Genomic DNA, 20,180 nt, shown 5'->3' with positions numbered 1-20,180 from the left:
GCCGGTAGCCGGGCGGGGCGGTGCCGAGGGCGTCCAGGGCGCTGGTGTCGCCCTCTCCGGCGACCTGGTCCTCGCGGACACCGAGCAGCACCAGCGGGAACCGGGCGTGCGCCTCGGGGGCGTAGGGCAGCCAGGCCGCGACCGGGCCGCCGCCGCGCGCCTTGGGCGCCGGGTGGTGCGGATGGCCGGTGATCAGCGACTGCTCGGAGCGCAGATACGGGTCCTCGGGGGCGAGGGTGCGGGCGCGGGCCGCGAGCAGGGCGGCGACGGTGTCGCGGCTGTCCAGCATCTCGGCGGGCAGGTCGTCGCCCGGCAGCCCGGTGTGGGCGCGCAGTTCCTCGGCGACCAGTTTGACCAGTTCGGCGTGGCTCAGCGGCTGCCAGGCGCCGTCCGCGCGCACTTCGGGCTCGGCGGGGCGGCGGCCGGGGCGCACCCGGAGCAGCCGGCCGGTGCCGGGCAGCCGGTACACGGGCCGGTCCCCGCTCTCCGGGACCGGCCGGGCCACCTCGCGCAGCAGGCAGTTCAGCAGCGGCGCCGAGGCGTAGGCGTCGGCGCGCCGTGCGGCGTCGGTCGGGGGGTTGAGGTCCACGCGTTCCACTCGTTCTCGTCGTGCTGTGGCCGGTCCGGGGGGCCGACCGTGCCCAGTAAGTCTGCGGTATCCGACAATCGTGCCCTGAGCTGCCAGTCTCCGAGGAGCCGACCGTGTACCACTCCCCCACCGCCGAGGCCGAGGTCGCCGAGGAGCTGGCCGCCGTACGGCCCGCCCTGAGCGAGGGCTACACGGCCGCGCTGCCGGGAGCCCGCGCGGCGGTGCTGACCCGGCTGTGGCGGGCGCTGGCGCACGAACCGCTGCCGTGGGTCGCGTCCCGGACGCCCGGGGCGCTCGGACTGACGGTACGGCTGGCGGACGGCCGCGCGCTGCACGGCCCCCACTCGGACCCGTACGCGACCGGCGACCGCGTCGGCGAGGTCCGCCTCGACCGGGAGCGGTACGCGGACCCCGCGTGGCTGATGACGGACCTCGCGGTGCCGCACGCGGCGGCGTTCGCAGCCGAGTTGGCGAACAGTGTGGCCTCGCTGGCGCTGTCCCGCGCCGACGCGGCGGAGCCGGGTGCCGGCTGGCCGGGACGGGACTGGGAGTGGGAGCAGCGGGTGGTGGACGGTCACCCCTTCCACCCCAACTGCCGTTCCCGGCCCGGCTTCTCGGTGGCCGACCAGTTGGCGTACGGGCCGGAGCACCGGCCGGTCGTGGAGCTGGGCACGGTGGCGGTGCCGGCGGCCGAGTGCCTGGTGTCGGGCGAGTGGCCGGCCGGACTCCGCTCCGGTGAAGCCCTGTTGCTGCCGGTGCATCCCTGGCAGGCGGCGCATGTGCTCAAGCGGACCGCCGAGCCGTGGCGTCCGGCGCATCCGCTGATGTCGCTGCGCACGCTGGCGCTGCCCGGCGGACCGCATGTGAAGACCGCGCTGAGCGCCCGGCTGACCTCCTCGGTGCGGGACATCTCCGCTTACTCGGTACGGGCGTCGGCCGCGCTGTCGGTGCTGGCGGCTGAGCTGGTCGGGCGGATGGACGGGCTGCTGGAGGTCACGCACACCATCGGCGCGGCCACGGCCCACTCGCCGGATCTCGCGGTGCTGCTGCGTGAGTCGCCCGAGGCGTATCTGGCTCCGGGCGAGCGGGTGCTGCCGGTGGCCGCGCTGGCCACCACGGCGTTGCCCCGATCGCCGGGCTGGCTGGCCGCCTTCACCCGGCTCGCGCTCACGGCCGGCCTGCGCCTGCTGGACCTGGGGGTCGCGCTGGAGGCGCACGGCCAGAACCTCCTCGTGGTGCTCGCCCCGGACGACACCCCCTTGCGGCTGATCTACCGCGACCTGGCCGACATCCGGGTGAGCCCGGCCCGGCTGGCCCGACACGGCATATCCGCGCCGGAGTTGACGGGACGGCTGGTCACGGACGACGAACTCACCCTGCGCCGCAAGCTGTTCGGCTCGCTGGTCGGCGGCGCGCTGGCGGCGACGGCAGGTTCGGGCCCGGCGCTGGGCACCGCGCTGCGGGCCGCGCTGCCGGATCTGCCCCGTACGCCCGACCTGGCGGCGCTGTGTGAAAATCCGCTGCCCGTCAAGGCGTTGACCCTGATGAGGCTGTCTCCGGAGACCCCCGGCGACCTGTGGACGGAGCTTCCCGGGCCGTTCGTTTTGGAGCCCGACACGTACGATCAATAAGATCCGCCGATGATCAGAAGACAACGGCTGGCGGCGGGCGTCTGTGCCCTGCTCGCCGCCCTGGCGGCCGGGATCGCGTGTCCCGGCGGGGCCGCAGCGGACGAGACCGAGCCGCAGCCCGCTCCGAAGGTCGAACTCGTCCTGGATGTCAGCGGTTCCATGCGCACGCGGGACATCGACGGCGGTACCCGGATGGCAGCGGCCAAGCAGGCGTTCAACGAGGTGCTCGACGCGACGCCCGAGGAGGTGGAGCTGGGCATCCGCACACTGGGCGCCAACTACCGCGGCAACGACCGCCGGGAGGGCTGCAAGGACACCGAGCAGCTCTATCCGGTCGGCCCGCTGGACCGCACCGAGGCGAAGACCGCCGTGGCCACCCTGGCCCCGACCGGCTGGACCCCCATCGGCCCGGCGCTGCTGAAGGCTGCCGACGACTTCGGGAACGGGGACGGCACCCGCCGCATCGTCCTGATCAGCGACGGTGAGGACACCTGCCAGCCCCTCGACCCGTGCGAGGTGGCCCGCGAGATAGCCGCCAAGGGCATCGGCCTGACCATCGACACCCTTGGCCTGGTGCCGGACGCCAAGACCCGCGACCAGTTGAGCTGCATCGCGGACGCCACCGGCGGCACGTACACCTCCGTGCAGCACAAGGAGGAACTGACGGACCGGGTCGGCCAGTTGGTCGAGCGGGCCGCCGATCCGGTGGTGACGCCGGTGGCCACCGAGGGCGCCGACGCGTGCGCCGGGGCCCCCGCGCTCAAGTCCGGTCTGTACACGGACCGCGAGGAGTTCGGCAAACAGCGCTGGTACAAGGTCGACGTCCGGCCCGGCCAGGAGCTGCGCGCCTCGGTGAGCGTCGCCGACGACCGCGCGACCAACCCCAACTACGGTGTGCTGCTGCGGGCGGTGACCCAGCAGGGCCGCGAGATCGTACGCGGCGAGGCCGCCGGCACCGGCCGTACCGACGCGGTCTCCACCGGCCTGCGCTACCCCAAGCCCGAGTCCGACGACGACAACGCGTCCCCGGAGACGGTGTGCCTCCAGGTGACCAACTCCTTCTCGGCCGCCGCCGGTGTGAAGACCACGCCGGGCATGCCGCTGGAGCTGACGGTCGACGTGGTGGACGGCACCTCCGCCGCCTCCGACGTGGCCGCCTTCGGCCTCGGCCGGGGCTGGTGGCTGCTGGCCGCGCTGGTGCTGACCGGTTTCGTCGCGGGTCTGCTGTGGGGCTGGCTGTCCCGCTGGCGGGTCGCGGTCTGGAGGACGAACTGATGCGTGCGATACGTGTGCTGAGCGCCGCCCTGCTGACGCTGGGCCTGGCCGCCGCCCCCGCCGCGGCCGACTCCTCCCCCTCCCCGAGCGCCTCGGCGGACGGCAAGGCCCCCACCCAGGCGGGTACGTCCTTCCGTACGGCGGCCGAGATGGACCAGGGCCGGACGGCCACCGCGTCCGCGTCCACCGGTGACTACCTGTACTGGTCGTTCCCGGCCGACACCGGGCAGCGCCCGACCGTCAAGGCGACGGTGAAGCTGCCCGGCGCGCACGCCGCGCAGACCTGGCAGCTCGACGTCTACGACGGCCTGCGCCGCCACAAGTCCTGCCAGTACGGCGCGGCCACCCGCACCGCCGAGCAGGGCACGGCCACCGTCGGTCTGGCCTGTGTGCTGCGCACGGTGCGCGCCTGGTCCGAGCCGTGGGCCAACGACCCGCTGCCCGGCACCTACTACGTCCGGCTGACGGTGCTGAACCTCGGCTCCGCCGACCTCGGCCTGCCGGTACGGGCGGAAGTCCGCGTGGACTCCAAGAACATCGGCGGCGCGGCGGCCGTGGACGGTTCGCTGGGCAAGCCGCTCGTCCCCGGTGTCGCGGTCGAGTCCCCGGCGGCGAAGGACGGTTCCAAGTCGGCCGTGCTCTCCGCGATCGAGCCGGACGACGGCTGGTCCTCGCACTGGTGGTCGAGCCGCTGGGTGTGGACCGCCGTCGGCGGTGCCCTGGCCGCGCTCGCGGGCATCGGCGGTTACGCGCTGACCCGGGGCCGGGGCCGCCCGGCGTACGTCCCACCGGGCGCCTGACCCGGACGGCCCGCCGCGACGGCGGGCCTTCGTCATTCCCGCAGTGCCTTGGCGAGGGCCCCGTCACCGGTCACCGTGACCCGCCCCGCCCGCACCGCGTCGGCGATCCCCACCTCGCCCCGGCACACCTCCGCGCAGGTCGCCGCGTCCATCACCAGCCGGGCATCGGCGGCCACCGGCGCCGGTCCGTGCCCGTACACCGGGCCGTCGTCCGCGCCGACGTACAGATGGAACTCACCCTCCTCCGTGCCGACTTCGGCCACCCCGGCCCCGACGTCCGCCGCGCTCAGCACCGCCAGCAGCGGCAGCGCCGACCAGTGGGCGCGTACCGCGTCGGTGGGGCGCAGTTCCGCCAGCTCGGGGCTCCCCCACTCCCCCAGGGCGTGCAGCACGGGCAGCAAGCCCCGGCCGCGCGGGGTGAGTTCGTACACGTAGGCGGCGCCGGGCGGGGGCAGCTTCCGCCGGGCGGTGATTCCGTCGCGCTCCATGTCCTTCAGCCGGGAGGCGAGTACGTCCGTGCTCACGCCGGGAAGGTCCGCGTGCAGGTCGGTGTAGCGGCGGGGTCCGGCCAGCAACTCCCGGACGATCAGCAGGGTCCAGCGGTCCCCGACGAGGTCGAGGGCGCGGGCCGCGGAGCAGTACTGGTCGTAGCGTCGGCGAGGTGGCATGCGACGCAGTCTAGACATGTTGTTGGACTTTCCAAGCTCCCACTTGGTAAAACCAAGCAACACCAGTTAGCGGAGGGGTCGCGGCGCATGGAGTTCCGGCAGTCGAACAAGCTCAGCGAGGTCTGCTACGAGATCCGCGGTCCGGTGATCCAGCACGCGGACGCGCTGGAGGAGGCGGGGCACAGCGTGCTGCGCCTGAACACCGGCAACCCGGCGCTCTTCGGTTTCGAGGCGCCGGAGGAGATCACCCAGGACATGATCCGGATGCTCCCCCGCGCCCACGGCTACACCGACTCGCGCGGTGTCCTCTCGGCCCGCCGGGCGGTGGCCCAGCGCTACCAGACCCTCGGCCTGGAGGTGGACGTCGACGACGTGTTCCTGGGCAACGGCGTCTCCGAGCTGGTCTCCATGGCCGTACAGGCGCTGGTGGAGGACGGCGACGAAGTACTCATCCCGGCCCCGGACTTCCCGCTGTGGACGGCGGTCACCACGCTGGCGGGCGGCAAGGCCGTGCACTACCTCTGCGACGAGCAGTCCGACTGGGCGCCCGACCTGGCCGACATGGCATCGAAGATCACCGACCGCACCAAGGCCGTGGTCATCATCAACCCCAACAACCCGACCGGCGCGGTGTACCCGAAGGAGATCGTCGAGGGCATCCTCGACCTGGCCCGCCGCCACGGGCTGATGGTGTTCGCGGACGAGATCTACGACCAGATCCTCTACGACGACGCCGTCCACCACTCGGCCGCCGCCCTCGCCCCCGACCTGGTCGTCCTCACCTTCTGCGGTCTTTCCAAGACCTACCGGGTGGCGGGTTTCCGCTCCGGCTGGCTGGTGGTCACCGGGCCCAAGCAGCACGCCAAGAGCTATCTGGAGGGCCTGACCATGCTGGCCTCCATGCGGCTGTGCGCCAACGCGCCCGCCCAGTACGCCATCCAGGCCGCGCTCGGCGGCCGCCAGTCCATCCACGAACTCACCGCGCCCGGCGGCCGGCTGTACGAGCAGCGGAACGTGGCCTGGGAGAAGCTGAACGAGATCCCCGGCGTCTCCTGCGTCCGCCCCAGGGGCGCGCTGTACGCCTTCCCGCGCCTCGACCCGAAGGTGCACAAGATCCACGACGACGAGAAGTTCGTCCTCGACCTGCTGCTCCGCGAGAAGATCCAGGTCGTCCAGGGCACCGGCTTCAACTGGCCCACCCCCGACCATTTCCGCATCCTCACCCTCCCCTACGCGGACGACCTGGAGGCGGCCATCGGCCGGATCGGCCGCTTCCTGAGCGGGTACCGGCAGTAGCTCCGCAGGGGGCTGTCAGTGCCCGGCCGTACGCTTCGAGGACCAGCAGCGGACCGGAGGGAGCACCGCGATGGCACGACCGCCCAGCGCCGCCCAGCGGCGCGTCATCGAGGGCGCCGATCCCGGCACCGGGCGGCTGCGGGGCACGGACGCCCAGCTCGCCGCGCTGGTCCGGCTCGGTCTCGCCTTCCGGCACCCCCGGCCGCCGCACGACCACTTCCTGACCCCGTCCGGCCACCGCCTGCGCGAAGCAGAGCCGGAGCCCGCTTCCGCCCCCGCGCCCGCCGCTCCCGCCGGCGTCTTCGCCGCGCGGGTCGGCGGCGCGGAGGAGGCACCGCCCGGCGCCTCCCGGATACGCGAGGTGCGCGACGCCTGGCAGGGCCTCATGGAGCTGCGCCGGATGACCAACCACGACAGCGCCACCGACCGCCCCTGCGGCTGGGAACGCAGCCACCTGGTCCGCGCCGCCGCCCTCGCCCTGGAGGCGGCCGGCCACCAGCCGGAGCACACCGACACCCCCGGATACCGCGTCCGCGCGACCCCGCAGCCGGAGGCGGTCGCGGTGTACGGCCCGGCGCTCCAGCCGTACGCGGCCACGCTGGAGGCGGCGGGCTGGCAGTGCGGCGAGTACACCGAGGCCCGCACCCGAAGCCGCCACCTCCTGGCGTCCCCGCGCCGGGTGTGACCCCGGTCAGCTCCGCGCGAGCCGCTGCGCCTGCTCGCGGGTGGTCCGGGCGATCGCGTCCTCGTCCACGTGCAGCAGCCCCCCGTCCGCCACGATCTGCCGGCCGCCCACGAAGGAGGCCGTGACCGGGGCCGGAGCGCCGAGCACCAGGGCCGCCACCGGGTCGGCGATGGAGGCGTGGGCCAGGGTGTCCATGCGCCAGAGGACCAGGTCGGCGAGCTTGCCGGGCTCCAGGGAGCCGATCTCGGTTGCCCGGCCCAGGACTTGGGCGCCGCCGTAGGTGCCGAGGCGGAGGGCCTGGCGGGTGGTGAGGGCGGCTTCGCGGTGCGGGCCGAGGCGGTTGACGAGGAGGGCGTTGCGGAGTTCGGTGTGGAGTTCGCCGGACTCGTTGGAGGCGGTGCCGTCCACACCCAGGCCGACCGGGACGCCCGCCGCCAGCAGGTCCGGCACCCGTGCGATCCCCGCCGCCAGCCGGGCGTTGGAGGACGGACAGTGGGCGACACCGGTGCCGGTGCGGGCGAAGGCGGCGATGTCGGAGTCGTTCATGTGGACGCAGTGCGCCATCCACACGTCCTCCCCCAGCCAGCCGGTGGACTCGAAGTACTCGGTCGGGCCCATCCCGAACAGCTCGTGGCAGAACTTCTCCTCCTCCACCGTCTCCGAGCCGTGGGTGTGCAGCCGCACTCCCAGCCGCCGCGCCAGCTCCGCGCCCTGCTTCATCAGTTCGGTGGACACCGAGAAGGGTGAGCAGGGCGCGACCGCGACCTGGGTCAGCGCGCCGAAGGAGGGGTCGTGGTGTTCCGCGACAGTGGCCTCGGTGGCGGGCAGCGCCTCCTCCAGGCTCTCCACCGCGAAGTCCGGCGGCAGTCCGCCGTCCGACTCGCCCCGGTCCATCGAGCCACGGGCCAGGGTGAAGCGGACGCCGGTGTCGCGGGCGGCGCGCACGATGGCGCCGGACAGGTCGCCGGTGCCGCGCGGGTAGACGTAGTGGTGGTCCATGGCGGTGGTGACCCCGCCCCGGGCCATCATCGCCAGCGAGCCCCGCGCGCCCGCGGACACCATGTCCTCGTCGATGCGCGCCCACGTCGGGTAGAGGGCGGTCAGCCAGTCGAAGAGGTTGTGGTCGGTGGCCAGACCACGGGTGAGCCACTGGTAGAAGTGGTGGTGGGTGTTGACCAGGCCGGGGGTGGCCAGATGCCCGCCGGCGTCGATCCGGCGGGTGACCCCGGTGAGCCCCTCGGGGGCCGGGCCCGCGCCGACCGACTCGATCCGGTCGTCCGCGAGGACGAGGTGCCCGGTGGCGTACTCGGTGTCGTCGGCGTCCACGGTGGCGATCGCGCAGTTCTCGATGACGATGCGCTCGGCTGGTGCCACGGTTCGTCCTTCGCTCTCAGAGGTTGGTGAGGTCCACCGGGATCGCCGCCTCGCGGCCCTCGCGGAGGACGGTCGCCTCGATCAGGCCGTAGGGCCGGTCGGCGGCGAGGTACACCTCGTTGTCGTTGGTCAGCCCGAAGGGGGTGAGGTCGGCCAGGAAGTGGTGTTTGTTCGGCAGGGAGAGCCGGATCTCGTCGATCTCGGCACGCTCCCCGATCACCCGCGCGCCCATCTCGTACAGGGTCTGCTGGAGGGAGTACGAGTAGGTCCCGGCGAACGCCTCCAGCAGATGGCGCCGGGTCTCGGCGTAGGAGGCGTCCCAGTCGGGCGCGTCGCCCTCGCCGGTCCAGCCGTACCGCCAGCGGGCGTTCACCTCGGTGGCCAGCACCCGGTCGTACGCCTCGGGGAGGGTGGTGTACTCGTCCTTGGCGTAGCCCCAGAACTCGGAGTCGGTGGAGTTCAGCACCACCAGGTCCCCCAGGCCGGAGACGACCTGCCAGGAGGTGCCGTCGTAGAAGACCTGGGTGAGCCGCACCTCCTGGCCCTTGCGGACGAAGGAATGGCCGACGTCGGGCGCGCCGATCCGGTCCCAGGCGTACTCCTCGATCCGGATGCGGGCCGTGCGGATCGCCTCCTGGGAGGTGACGAAGTGCCGGGCGAGGTGGATGCCGAACTGCTCGGCGGACTCGATGCCGTACCGCTTGGCGAAGGCGTACACCGTGTTCTTGGTGGTGTCGGTCGGCAGGACGTGGGCGTTGGAGCCGGAGTAGTGGACGTCGTCCATGTCGCCGCTGAGGGTGACGGAGACGTTGAGGTCCTTGATGTGGTGGGTGGCCCCGTCGCGCGTGATCCGGACGACCCGGTTCTCGGCCTTGCCGTACTGGTTCTGCGCCAGGATCGCGGGCCCGGCCGGGCGGGACGTTTCTGCCATGAAAGCTAGCTCCCTCGGTATACGGAGTAGCCGAACGGGCTGAGCAGCAGCGGGACGTGGTAGTGCTCCCCGGCCCGGACGGCGAAGGTGACGGTCACCTCCGGGAAGAACGCGTCCCCTCTCTCCCTCAGGTACGCCTCCACGGCGAAGTGGAGCCGTACCTGTGCCGTGTCCCCGGGCGGGACCGGCAGATCCCGGCAGCGGCCGTCGGCGTCGGTGGTTCCCTCGCCGAGCGGGCGCCAGTCGGCGCCGGACGCGGTGCGGGCCGAGAGGCGGACGGTGACGCCCCGGGCGGGGCGGCCGAGCGAGGTGTCCAGGATGTGGGTGGACACGGAGGCGGTGGTGGTCATGGGGCGGGCGTCCTTCAGGCGACGAGTCGGGCCAGGCGGATGCGGTTGATCCTGCCCAGTTCGGCGCGGGCGGTCTCCCGTTCCCGCTCCGGCGTGTTGCCGAGCCGCTCCGTCAGGGCGTCGCGCATCTGCTCGCCGGTCAGGCCGGTGGCACAGATCAGGAAGACATGGCCGAAGCGGTCCTGGTAGGCGAGGTTCAGTTCGAGCATCTCGGCGCGCAGGGCGTCGGAGGCGTCCGCCATGCCGCGCTGCTCGCGCGTGGAGGCGGGGTCGCCGGGCCTGGGGCGGCCGATCGGGGGGTGACCCGCCATCGCCTCGCCCAGGTCGTCGGCGCCGAGTCCGGCAAGGGCCGCGTCGGCGGCGAGGTACAGGTCGTCCGGGGTGGTGTACGGGCGGCCGACCAGGAGCAGGCGGCCCCAGGCGGTGGAGGCGCACACGTCGTGCAGGGCGGCGAGCGCGGCCTCGTCCCCGAGGGCGTTGAACCGGGCCAGGCCCAGGGGGGTGGCGGGCGATGTCACGGGCGCCTCCGTGGCCGCGAGGGCCGTCGTGCCGGACGGGGTGCCGTCAGCTAACGCCTCACCGCGACGGCACGTCAACACTTTGTTGAAAATTCTGGGTTACCGGGCGGCCTCAGCGGCCCTTCTCCCGGTTGAGGTAGTTGTAGATGGTGAAGCGGCTGACGCCCAGCGCCCCCGCCACGGTCTCCACGCCGTGCCGCACGGCGAAGGCGCCCCGCGCCTCCAGCGTCCGGACGATCTCCTGCTTGGCCTTGCGGTCCAGCTCGGCCAGCGGCCGCCCCTCCCGGCGCTCCAGCGCGGTGAGGATGTGGTCGAGGGACTCTGCGAGCTGCGGCAGCCGTACGGCGACGACCTCGACGCCCTCCCAGGCCAGCACCACGTCGTCCGGGCCCGCCTCGCCCGGCGGGAGGAGTTCACCGCCCATGGCGTCCACGAGGGGTCGCACGGCGGCGACAAAGGGCTCCTCGGCGGTCATCTACCGCCCTCCCCGACCACGTTGACCTGCAGGGATATCCGGGTCGCCCCGGCCTCCAGGCTCCGCCGCAGCAGCGCCTCCACGGCACTGAGCACCCCGTCCGCACCACCCTCGGCCATGGTGCCGAACGGCCCCACGTCCACCGTGTCCAGTCCGCCGCCCTCCACGACCTCGCGGGCCGCCACCGCGTGCGCGGGCGGGACGTCCAGGTCGAAGGGTTCGGTGGTGAACTCCACTCGCAGTCTCAACTCTGCCCCCAGGTCTAGGTCGTACGACCTTACGGCCTCACCCGCGATCGACCGTGGCTGTTGCGCCTGCGGCCCGAGGGTTAGGGTCGTGGCCGATCATTGTCACTGAGGAGGGGGCTTCCGAGGATGAACGGGACAGTGACGGCAGTCAGCAGCAACGGCGAGTACTCGTTCACCAAACCGAACCGGGACAGCATCACGCTGCTCGCCGGGCTCGGTGTGGAGGGCGACGTACACGCCGGCGTGACGGTCAAGCACCGCTCACGCGTCGCGCAGGACCCCACCCAGCCGAACCTGCGCCAGGTCCACCTCATCCATGAAGAGCTCTTCGCCGAGGTCGGTGCCGAGGGATTCGAGGTGGTGCCCGGTGACCTCGGCGAGAACATCACCAGCCGTGGCATCGATCTGCTCGGCCTGCCGGCCGGCACGCTGCTGCGCATCGGCGACGATGCCGTGCTGGAGGTGACCGGCCTGCGCAATCCTTGCCTGCAGATCGACAACTTCCAGGACGGGCTGCTGAAGCAGGTTGTCGGCCGCGACGAGGCCGGGAACATCGTGCGCAAGGCCGGAATCATGAGCATCGTGAGGAAGGGCGGCACGGTACGCCCGGGCGACACGATCACAGCGGAGCTTCCCAGCGGGCCGCACCGGCCCCTGGAGCGGGTCTGACGTCTCGCCACTGAGCGGGCCGTGACATGGCATCGGCCGCACGATCCCCTGATGGAAGCCCCCGGGCCCGGGTCGGCCCCGCAGGCGTGCTCCCGCGGGGCGGGTGAGGTCACTCGGGCAGGTCCCCCGTCGCCCAGTCGGTGTCGGGTGCGGTGGTCAGGGTGAAGTCCAGCCTGCCGCCGTCGCGCGCCTCGGCCGGGGTGAGCCAGGAGCGGTTCACCGGGTGCCCGTCGCGGCGTACGGCGGTGATGTGGACGTGGGTGTCGTCGGCCTCGGGGGCGGTGATGACGAGGTCGGCCCGGCCCGGCCGGTCCACGGTCGCCCTCGGGAACACCGGGGCGCCGAGCAGCAGGGCCGCGCTGCCGGGGGTCTGCGGGTAGAGGCCGAGGGCGGAGAACACGTACCAGGCGGACATGGTGCCCAGGTCGTCGTTGCCGGGGAGGCCGGCGGGGCCGGTGCCGTAGACGGTGTCGAGGATCCGGCGCACCGTCGCCTGGGTCTTCCACGGCTGCCCGAGCGCGTTGTAGAGCCAGGGGGCGTGGATGCCGGGCTCGTTCGTGGGGTCGTAGCGCAGGGGGTCGCCGCCGCGTACGGACCAGGAGCCGTCCGGGTTGTGGAAGAAGCCGTCGAGCCGGGTCGCGGCCGCGCTCCGGCCGCCCATCGCGTCGGCGAGGCCCTGGACGTCGTGCGGCACCATCCAGGTGTAGGTGGCGCTGGTGCCCTGCGCGAACCCGAGGTCGCCGGCGGGGTTGAACGGCGTGACCCAGGTGCCGTCGAGCTTGCGGGCCTGGACGTGGCCGGTGGCGGGGTTGAAGACGTTGCGCCAGTAGGCGGCGCGGTCGGTGAAGACCTTCGCGTCCTCCTCCCGGCCGAGCCCGCGCGCCCACTGGGCCAGGGAGAAGTCCGCGACCGCGTCCTCCAGGGTCTCCGCCGCGCCTCCCCAGCAGTGACAGGCGTCCTGGGGTGCGTAGTGGGAGACCAAGTACTGTGCCAGGTTGGGACGTTGGCCCTCGCACTGGCCGGGGCAGCCCGCGTCGGAGAGGTCGTCCGGGGTGGGGACGGTGGCCTGGCGGACCAGGGAGGCGTAGGCGCCCCGGTAGTCGAAGTTCCGTACTCCCATGGCGTAGAAGGTGGCCAGGGTGGCGGCGGACGGGTCGCCGGTCATCACGTGGGTGGCGCCGCTGATGTGCACCCAGCGGTCCCAGACCCCGCCGTTCTGCCGGGCGAAGTTGTAGAGCGACTGCGCGAAGTCGCCCGCCACCGCGGGCCGCAGCAGCGCGAGCAACTGGATCTGCGCCCGGTACTGGTCCCAGCCGGAGAAGTTGCTGTACTGCGCCCGCTGCCCGCGCGCCGGCCGGTGCACGGCCTGGTCCATGCCCCGGTAGCGCCCGTCGGTGTCACTGATCAGGTTGGGCTGCATCAGGGAGTGGTAGAGCGCGGTGTAGAACGCCGTACGCCGGGCCGGACTCCCGCCCTCGGCGCGTACGGTGCTCAGCTCGCGGTCCCAGACCCGTGCCCCGGCCGCGGCCACGTCGGCGACGCTCGCGCGTGCCGGGATCTCGTGGCGGAGGTTGGCCTCGGCGCCCGCGAGGCTGACGTAGGAGATGCCGAGCCGCATGTGGACATCGTTGTCGGACGCCGTGTCGAAGCCGACCCAGCCGCCGGAGCCGCGTCCGGCGCGGTCGGCGCCCGTGGCGTAGCCCTCGCCGCCGGAGGCCGTGGTGGAGCCGGGCGACAGGGTGCCGTCGTGCCAGGTGCCGGTGGTGGCGAAGGCCCGGTCGAAGGTGGCGCTGAAGTGGAGCCGGTAGTAGCTCTTGCGGTTGTTGGTCCCGCCGTTGGCGCGGCGGCCGCAGAACGCGCCGGTCAGCACCCAGCCGGTGACCTTGCGGTGGGCGGCGTCGATGTCGATGTGCGCGTCCTCGCTGCCGTTGAGCGAGTTGGAGACCCGGAACAGCAGGCTCGCCGGGCGGCCCGCCGGGAAGGCGAAGTCGGCGACCCCGGCCCGCCGGCTCACCGCGAGGTCGGCGGAGGCGCCGGAGGCGAGGCCGAGGGTGTACCGGCCGGGTACGGCCTTCTCGTCGGCGTGGGAGAAGTCCGCCGCGTAGACGGCGTCCTTGGTGTCGGCGGACGGGGAGGACGTGATGTCGCCGGTGAACGGCATGATCGGGATGTCTCCGGCCGCGCCGGGGTGGCAGCCGGCGCCGTTGACATGGGTGAGGCTCAGGCCGCGTATCCGGGTGGTGTTGTAGGCGTACCCGTTGGCCGCGCCGGTGCTGGTCTGGTCCCCGGCGGTGCTGGTGGGCGACCAGGCGATCATGCCCTGGGGCAGGGTGGCGCCGGGGAAGGTGTTGCCGCCGTTCGCGGAGCCGATCAGCGGGTCCACCAGCGACGACAGCCGCTCCGGCCCGCTCGCCGCGACGGCCGGGAAGGGGGCCGCCACGGCGAGCGCGGTGGTGACGGCCGTGACGGCCGTCCTGGTGCCGAGCCGTCTGGCGGCGCGTAGGAGGGCGTGGCGCATCGTCGGGTCTGCCTTTCCGTGGGAGACATCGGGCGCCGCGAGGCTAGAAGCCCGGCCGGTGCCGGGGAAGAGGGCGGGGCGGCGGCCGGTGGAACCCCGGGCGAATTCCCGGCCCCCTCGTCGGGTGGCGGCGCCGCCCGATCCGCAGGACGCTGAACACATGGCCGGTCCCGCGCGGTATCCGCACATCGTGGTCCACCCCCCGGCGCTCGACGGCTCCCGCCGGGTCACCGAGGGTGAGGTCACCCTCGGCCTCGCCTCCCATCTCGACGACGTGATCGAGATCCTCCGCCTGGCCGACCTCGACCGCATCGAGGTCGAGGAGAGCGACCTGATCGACTGGCTGGGCGGCGGCCCGGACGACTGGCCGGGACTGTCGGAGCACGAGCTGTGAGGCACCGGGCGACCCGAGCTGTGCGGCGCCCGGCTCCGGGGTGCCAACCTCAAATCAACCTCTGAAGACCGGCCGAAAGGCTTCAACCCCCGCCCAGAGAGGGCAGATTGAGAGTGCGAGGTCCCGCCGGGACGGGGGTGGCGGGCCTTGCGGACGGGGGACTTGTGGGGCGCGGTCTCGGCCGGAAGGCAACGGGGGCGACCGCGCCCCGCAGGCATGTCAGGAGCCGTGGCTGCGGCGCAGCTCCACCTTGCGGACCTTGCCCGACACCGTCATCGGGAAGGCGTCGAGGAGCTGGAGCCGGCTCGGGATCTTGTAGCGGGCCAGCCGGTCCCGGCAGAAGGCGCGCAGTTCGTCCAGCGTGAGCGGGTCGGCCGGGTCGAGCGGGATGACACAGGCGAGGACCTCCTCGCCGTACCGCTCGTGCGGCACGCCGACGACCTGGACGTCCCGGATCTTGGGGTGGGCGTAGAGGAACTCCTCGATCTCGCGGGGGTAGATGTTCTCGCCGCCCCGGATGATCATGTCCTTGATGCGGCCGACGATCTCCACATAGCCGTCCTCGCGCATCACGGCGAGGTCGCCGGTGTGCATCCAGCGGCCGGTGTCGATGGCCTCGGCGCTCTTCTCGGGCTCCTCCCAGTAGCCGAGCATGACGCTGTAGCCACGGGTGCACAGCTCGCCCGCCTCGCCGCGCGGCAGGGTGATGCCGGTGGCCGGATCGACCACCTTGACCTCCAGGTGCGGCAGGACGCGGCCGACCGTGCCGGTGCGGTGCTCCAGGTCGTCCTCGACGCGGGTCTGGAGGGAGACCGGGGAGGTCTCGGTCATGCCGTAGCAGATGGACACCTCGGCCATGTGCATCTCGGCGACCACCCGCTTCATCACCTCCACCGGACAGGGCGAACCCGCCATGATGCCGGTGCGCAGGGTGGAGAGGTCGTACTCCGCGAACTCGGGGAGGTTCAGCTCCGCGATGAACATCGTGGGCACCCCGTACAGCGAGGTGCACCGCTCCCGCTGGACCGCCTCCAGGGTGGCCCCGGGCTCGAAGGACGGGGCCGGGATGACGATGCAGGCGCCGTGGGAGGTGGCCGCGAGATTCCCCATCACCATGCCGAAGCAGTGGTAGAACGGGACGGGTACGCAGATGCGGTCCTGCTCGGTGTAGGCGACCAACTCCCCCACGAAGAAACCATTGTTGAGGATGTTGTGGTGGGAGAGGGTGGCGCCCTTCGGGAAACCGGTGGTGCCCGAGGTGTACTGGATGTTGATCGGGTCGTCGCACGACAACTCGGCTTCTCGGGCGCGCAGTCGCTGTACGGAGACCTCGGCACCGAGCGCCGTGAACTCCTCCCAGCTCGGGTCCCCGAAGTACACCGTCCGCCGCAGTTCCGGCAGCTTCGGGCGCACTTCGTCCACCATCGCCCGGTAGTCGCTGCCCTTGTGCTCGGTGGAGGCGAACAGCAGGGAGACGCCGGCCTGGCGGAGGACGTACTCCACCTCGTGGGTGCGGTAGGCCGGGTTGACGTTGACCATGATCGCGCCGACCTGCGCGGTGGCGTACTGGACCAGCACCCACTCCGCCCGGTTGACCGCCCAGACGCCCACCCGGTCGCCCTTGGCCACCCCGGAGGCGAGCAGCGCGCACGCCAGCCGCTCGACGTCGGCGGCGAACTCGGCGTAGGTCCACCGGCGCCCGGCGGGCACGTCGACCAGGGCTTCCCGGTCCGGCCAAGTGGCTGCCGTACGCGCGAGGTTGGCGCCGATGGTGTCACCGAGCAGGGCGGTGCCCCCGGTGCCGTGCGTGTAGGAGAGGGTCACCGGAAGTCCTCCTCGCGGTACTCGTCCGCCGAGCCCGCGGCCGTGGCCTCACGCAGCTCGATGCGGCGGATCTTGCCGGACACGGTCTTGGGCAGCGGCCCGAACTCCAGCCTGCGCAGCCGCTTGTACGGCGCGAGCACCTCACGGGAGTGCTCGAAGAGCGCCTTCGCGGTACCGGGTCCGGGCTCCCAGCCCTCGGCGAGCACCACGTACGCCTTCGGCACCGCGAGCCGGAGCTCGTCGGGCGCGGGCACCACGGCCGCCTCGGCCACCGCCTCGTGCTCCAGCAGCGCGCTCTCCAGCTCGAAGGGGCTGATCTTGTAGTCACTGGCCTTGAAGACATCATCGCTCCGGCCCGTGTAGTAGACGTACCCGTCGGCATCGCGGGAGCCGATGTCGCCGGTGCGGTAGTAACCGTCGGCCATCGCCTCGGCGGTGCGCTCGGGGTCACCGTGGTAGCCGGTCATCAGGCCGACGGGACGCGCGGAGAGGTCGAGCGCGATCTCTCCCTCGGTGGCGCCGGGCGCGCCGGTGACCGGGTCGAGGAGTTCGACGCGGTAGCCCGGGCCGGGCCGGCCCATGGAGCCCGAACGCAGCTCCTGGCCGGGGCTGTTGGAGATCTGCACGGCCGTCTCGGTCTGCCCGAACCCGTCCCGTACGGTCACGCCCCAGGCCCGCCGGACCTGTTCGACCACCTCGGGGTTGAGCGGCTCCCCGGCGGCGACGGCCTCGCGGGGCGGGGTGGCGAGCTGGGTCAGGTCGGCCTGGATCAGCATCCGCCACACGGTGGGCGGCGCGCAGAACGTGGTGACCCGGGCCCGGTCCATCTCGGCCATCAGCCGGGCGGCGTCGAAGCGGGAGTAGTTGACGACGAAGACGGTCGCCTCGGCGTTCCAGGGTGCGAACAGGTTGGACCAGGCGTGCTTGGCCCAGCCGGGCGAGGAGATGTTGAGGTGGACGTCGCCGGGCCGGAGGCCGATCCAGTACAGGGTGGCGAGATGACCGACCGGGTACGAGGTGTGGGTGTGCTCGACCAGCTTGGGGCGGGCGGTGGTCCCGGAGGTGAAGTACAGCATCAGCGGGTCGCCGGCGAGGGTCGGCCCGTCGGGCAGGAACCCGCCGGGCACCGCGTAGGCGTCCTCGTAGGGCTCCCACGCCTCCTCGGGCAGCCCGCCGACCGAGATCCGGGTGTAGGTGCCGGGGACCTCGGCGAACTTGGCGGTGTCCTCGGCCCGCGCGATCACATGCGCGACCTCGCCCCGGTCGACCCGGTCCCGCAGGTCGGCGGGGCCGAGCAGCGGGGTGGCCGGGATGACCACGGCACGCAGCTTCATCGCGGCGAGCATGGTCTCCCACAGCTCGGCCTGGTTGCCGAGCATGACGAGGACCCGGTCCCCCGCGCCGACGCCCAGCGCCTTGAGGTGGTTGGCCACCCGGTCGGAGCGGTCGGACAGTTCGGCGAAGGAGAGCCGGGTCTCGCGGCCGTCCTCCTCCACGATGTGCAGGGCGGTGCGGTCGTTGCCCTCCGCGATCACGTCGAACCAGTCCAGCGCCCAGTTGAAGTGCTCGAACTCGGGCCAGCGGAAGCCGTCACAGGCACCCTGGTAGTCCTCCCGGTGCTCCAGCAGGAAATCGCGGGCGCTGCGGAACAGCTCCGTCGGGGTCGTCATCCGTGTCCTCCTCGCTGCCGCGGCCGTCCACCGCCGGCGCACTCCCGTGTCCCGGACCATTGCCGGGCGGCTCTCCCCCATCGTCTAATCCGTGATGCGGGTCTCACCACCCCCGAACGGGGGTGGCGGCACGAAGGAGCGAGAAGGTGGCAGCAGATGCCGTGGCGACGGCGGAGATTCGGGGTGCGCTGGCCGGGCTGCGGCGCGCGACGGGACTGCCGGTCGCGTTCGGCGGAGCGGTCGGCCCCGGTGCGGCGCAGATCCGCATCAGCGAGCTGAGCGGCACCGCCACGGCCGCGCTGCGCTCGCTGGTGGTGACCTCCGGCACCGGACTCGGCGGCCGGGCGGTGGCGCTGGGCCGGGCCTGCGCGGTGCCGGACTACTCCAGTTCCCGCCGGATCAGCCACGAGTACGACGCCCCGGTGGCCGCCGAGGGCCTGCGCTCGGTGCTCGCCGTGCCGCTGGTGGTACAGCACCGGGTGCGGGGGGTGCTGTACGGCGCGCTGCGCACCGCCCAGCCCCTGGGCGACCGGGCGCTCGGCGGTGCGGTGGCGGCGGCACGCGAGGTCGAGCGGGCGCTCGCGGTACGGGACGAGGCGCGGGGTCTGCTGGCCGCGCTCCGGCCCGCCGTGCCGGAACCGGGGGCCCGCCAGGAGCACGTACGGGAGGCGCACGCGGCGCTGCGGGCGCTGGCCCCGCGCATCGCGGACCCTGAACTGCGCGCCGAACTGCTGGCGGCCTGCGCCCTGCTGACCGCACCGGCCCCGCAAGGAAGTCCGGCGCTGGCCCCCCGCGAGCTGGACGTGCTCACCTGGGTGGCGACCGGCGCCACCAACGCGGCCGTCGCCGACCGGCTGGGCCTGCGCCCGGAGACGGTGAAGGGCTATCTGCGCGCGGCGATGCGCAAACTGGGCGCGCACACCCGGGGGGAGGCGGTGACGGCGGCTCGCCGGGCCGGGGTCCTCCCCTAGGGGCCGGAACCGGACGCTCCGGTCCCCGGCAACGGCCGGCGAAACATGCCATTCACATAGGCCCGCTTTGAATTTGAGGATGCTTGACGGGCTGTTATTTCCCTCACCACGACTTCTCGACGAATTCCGGGCTCCGTTGCCTAGAATTTGGCCCGGACACGACACACGAGGGGAGCGGGCGAACCGTGCGACGGGACTTCCAGGAGCCTGCCCGATGCCGCCCCGACCTGCTCATCGGCCGTGAGGAACTGTTCGCCGACGCGAAGGAACAGCTCGCCTCGGGCGGCAGTGTGCTGGTGCACGGCCCGGCCGGAATAGGGAAATCGACCTTCCTGCGGGCATTGGCCGAGGAATACGGCGCCACCGCGCGCACCGTGTTGCGCTGCTCGGCCACCGAGTCCGAATCGCATCTGCCCTTCCTCGCCCTGGCCGACCTCCTCGGGCTGGTGCTGGACGAGATCGCGCCGCACCTCCCCTCGGCCCAGCTGACCGCGCTGGAGTCGGCGCTCACCGGCCGGGGCGAGTCCAGCCTCCAGCGCGACGGCCTCGCCCTGCGCCTGGCGGTGCTCTCCGCCCTGCGCGCCCTCGCCGCGCGCGGCCCGGTCCTGCTGGTCGCCGACGACCTCCAGTGGCTCGACCCGGCCAGCGCCGAACTCCTCGGCTTCGCCGCCCGCCGCCTGGGCGGCACCCCCGTGCAACTGCTGTGCGCGGTACGCACCGAGGGCCCGGAGAGCCAGGAGTACGACCGTCATCTGCGCGCCTGTCCCCCGGACACCGCCGCCGTCCGGCTGGGCCCCCTCAACCGCACCCAGGTGGCCCGGCTGCTCGACCACCGGGGCCACGGCGCGCTCCCCCGCTCCACGGTCCGCGAGATCCACCGCACCAGCGGCGGCAACCCGCTGTTCGCGCTGGAGCTGAGCCGCGCGCTCGCCGACAGCCCGACCCCGCCCCGGCCCGGCGAGCCGCTGCCGGTGCCGACCTCGCTGCGCGCCCTGGTCCTCAGCCGGCTGGACATGCTCTCGGTGGAGGCCCGCCGCACCCTGCTGGTGGCGAGCGCGGGCGCCCGCCCCACCCCGGCCCTGCTGCACGCGGCCGGCCGGGAGAACGCCGAGGCGGAGTGCGCCCAGGCCGCCGAACTCGGCCTGCTCGCCACCGAGCCGGAGGCCCCGGCCGTACGGTTCGCGCACCCCCTGATCTCCGCCGCCCTGTACGCCGAGGCACCGGCGCCGGAGCGGCGGGCCGCACACGCGGCCCTGTCCACCGCGGCCTCCGACCCGATCGAGCGCGCCCGCCA

At 73.0% G+C, this 20,180-nt stretch carries 20 protein-coding genes; 9 read left to right on the top strand and 11 right to left on the bottom strand.

The features are described 5' to 3' along the window. A partial coding sequence (locus tag GT030_RS08635; protein ID WP_346009594.1) for an IucA/IucC family protein occupies positions 1 to 589 on the bottom strand: 589 nt, incomplete at its 3' end. A 113-nt stretch (positions 590 to 702) separates the two neighbouring features. On the opposite strand from GT030_RS08635, the gene GT030_RS08630 reads away from it, so the two are divergent. Genes GT030_RS08630 through GT030_RS08620 form a run of 3 tightly spaced genes read left to right on the top strand, consistent with a single transcriptional unit; the run spans position 703 to position 4,295 of the window. Next, positions 703 to 2,220 (top strand): IucA/IucC family siderophore biosynthesis protein, encoded by a 1,518-nt coding sequence (locus GT030_RS08630; protein ID WP_161200590.1) that lies wholly within the window; start codon positions 703 to 705, stop codon positions 2,218 to 2,220. 9 nt (positions 2,221 to 2,229) lie between these two features. Beyond that, positions 2,230 to 3,495 (top strand): VWA domain-containing protein, encoded by a 1,266-nt coding sequence (locus tag GT030_RS08625; RefSeq protein ID WP_161200589.1) that lies wholly within the window; start codon positions 2,230 to 2,232, stop codon positions 3,493 to 3,495. Next, positions 3,495 to 4,295 carry a hypothetical protein gene (locus GT030_RS08620; protein ID WP_161200588.1) on the top strand — a complete coding sequence of 267 codons (801 nt, stop codon included), beginning with the start codon at positions 3,495 to 3,497 and terminating at the stop codon, positions 4,293 to 4,295. The genes GT030_RS08625 and GT030_RS08620 overlap by 1 nt, the downstream gene beginning before the upstream one ends. Positions 4,296 to 4,327: 32 nt before the next feature. Here GT030_RS08620 and GT030_RS08615 read toward each other — a convergent pair whose 3' ends face one another. Beyond that, complete coding sequence (locus GT030_RS08615; RefSeq protein ID WP_161200587.1) at positions 4,328 to 4,963, bottom strand: winged helix-turn-helix transcriptional regulator; 636 nt, start codon at positions 4,961 to 4,963, stop codon at positions 4,328 to 4,330. Positions 4,964 to 5,050: 87 nt separating this feature from the next. On the opposite strand from GT030_RS08615, the gene GT030_RS08610 reads away from it, so the two are divergent. Next, entirely contained in the window at positions 5,051 to 6,259 is a 1,209-nt protein-coding gene (locus GT030_RS08610) for a pyridoxal phosphate-dependent aminotransferase (protein ID WP_161200586.1), read from the top strand. A gap of 70 nt (positions 6,260 to 6,329) precedes the next feature. Further along, positions 6,330 to 6,944, top strand: coding sequence for a hypothetical protein (locus tag GT030_RS08605; protein WP_161200585.1), 615 nt, complete (start codon positions 6,330 to 6,332; stop codon positions 6,942 to 6,944). A gap of 6 nt (positions 6,945 to 6,950) precedes the next feature. On the opposite strand, the gene GT030_RS08600 is transcribed toward GT030_RS08605, so the two are convergent. The 6 genes from GT030_RS08600 to GT030_RS08575 form a co-directional block, all read right to left on the bottom strand. Continuing rightward, positions 6,951 to 8,318 (bottom strand): 8-oxoguanine deaminase, encoded by a 1,368-nt coding sequence (locus tag GT030_RS08600; RefSeq protein WP_161200584.1) that lies wholly within the window; start codon positions 8,316 to 8,318, stop codon positions 6,951 to 6,953. Between the two features lie 16 nt (positions 8,319 to 8,334). Then, positions 8,335 to 9,249 carry a factor-independent urate hydroxylase gene (gene pucL / locus GT030_RS08595; protein ID WP_161200583.1) on the bottom strand — a complete coding sequence of 305 codons (915 nt, stop codon included), beginning with the start codon at positions 9,247 to 9,249 and terminating at the stop codon, positions 8,335 to 8,337. Positions 9,250 to 9,254: 5 nt separating this feature from the next. After that, positions 9,255 to 9,599, bottom strand: a complete 345-nt coding sequence (uraH, locus tag GT030_RS08590) for a hydroxyisourate hydrolase (protein WP_161200582.1) — start codon at positions 9,597 to 9,599, stop codon at positions 9,255 to 9,257. A gap of 14 nt (positions 9,600 to 9,613) precedes the next feature. Continuing rightward, a complete protein-coding gene (gene uraD / locus GT030_RS08585; protein WP_161200581.1) occupies positions 9,614 to 10,117 on the bottom strand; it encodes a 2-oxo-4-hydroxy-4-carboxy-5-ureidoimidazoline decarboxylase in 504 nt (167 codons plus the stop codon). A 112-nt stretch (positions 10,118 to 10,229) separates the two neighbouring features. After that, the gene (locus GT030_RS08580; protein WP_161200580.1) at positions 10,230 to 10,592 is read right to left on the bottom strand and encodes a helix-turn-helix domain-containing protein; all 363 of its coding nucleotides are present in this window, start codon (positions 10,590 to 10,592) and stop codon (positions 10,230 to 10,232) included. Continuing rightward, the gene (locus GT030_RS08575; RefSeq protein ID WP_161200579.1) at positions 10,589 to 10,840 is read right to left on the bottom strand and encodes a hypothetical protein; all 252 of its coding nucleotides are present in this window, start codon (positions 10,838 to 10,840) and stop codon (positions 10,589 to 10,591) included. Before GT030_RS08575 ends, GT030_RS08580 begins: the two co-directional genes overlap by 4 nt. A 126-nt stretch (positions 10,841 to 10,966) precedes the next feature. On the opposite strand from GT030_RS08575, the gene GT030_RS08570 reads away from it, so the two are divergent. Continuing rightward, complete coding sequence (locus tag GT030_RS08570; protein WP_161200578.1) at positions 10,967 to 11,509, top strand: MOSC domain-containing protein; 543 nt, start codon at positions 10,967 to 10,969, stop codon at positions 11,507 to 11,509. Positions 11,510 to 11,618: 109 nt separating this feature from the next. Here GT030_RS08570 and GT030_RS08565 read toward each other — a convergent pair whose 3' ends face one another. Next, positions 11,619 to 14,027: a GH92 family glycosyl hydrolase gene (locus GT030_RS08565; RefSeq protein ID WP_161200577.1), complete on the bottom strand. Its 2,409-nt coding sequence runs from the start codon at positions 14,025 to 14,027 to the stop codon at positions 11,619 to 11,621. Between the two features lie 160 nt (positions 14,028 to 14,187). Here GT030_RS08565 and GT030_RS08560 point away from each other — a divergent pair, with 160 nt between their 5' ends. After that, entirely contained in the window at positions 14,188 to 14,421 is a 234-nt protein-coding gene (locus GT030_RS08560) for a hypothetical protein (RefSeq protein WP_161200576.1), read from the top strand. A 219-nt stretch (positions 14,422 to 14,640) separates the two neighbouring features. On the opposite strand, the gene GT030_RS08555 is transcribed toward GT030_RS08560, so the two are convergent. Together GT030_RS08555 and GT030_RS08550 are read right to left on the bottom strand one after the other, a co-directional pair. Beyond that, complete coding sequence (locus GT030_RS08555; protein WP_161200575.1) at positions 14,641 to 16,245, bottom strand: AMP-binding protein; 1,605 nt, start codon at positions 16,243 to 16,245, stop codon at positions 14,641 to 14,643. Then, positions 16,242 to 17,915 (bottom strand): AMP-binding protein, encoded by a 1,674-nt coding sequence (locus tag GT030_RS08550; RefSeq protein WP_161200574.1) that lies wholly within the window; start codon positions 17,913 to 17,915, stop codon positions 16,242 to 16,244. Before GT030_RS08550 ends, GT030_RS08555 begins: the two co-directional genes overlap by 4 nt. A 146-nt stretch (positions 17,916 to 18,061) precedes the next feature. Here GT030_RS08550 and GT030_RS08545 point away from each other — a divergent pair, with 146 nt between their 5' ends. Next, positions 18,062 to 18,886: a LuxR C-terminal-related transcriptional regulator gene (locus GT030_RS08545; protein WP_161200573.1), complete on the top strand. Its 825-nt coding sequence runs from the start codon at positions 18,062 to 18,064 to the stop codon at positions 18,884 to 18,886. A 185-nt stretch (positions 18,887 to 19,071) separates the two neighbouring features. Continuing rightward, positions 19,072 to 20,180 (top strand): ATP-binding protein (locus tag GT030_RS08540; RefSeq protein ID WP_161200572.1); only part of this gene is annotated, 1,109 nt, incomplete at its 3' end.

This window comes from Streptomyces sp. SID1328 (assembly GCF_009865595.1).
GTDB lineage: Bacteria > Actinomycetota > Actinomycetes > Streptomycetales > Streptomycetaceae > Streptomyces > Streptomyces griseoluteus.
This window is presented reverse-complemented; position numbering and strand designations above follow the sequence as displayed.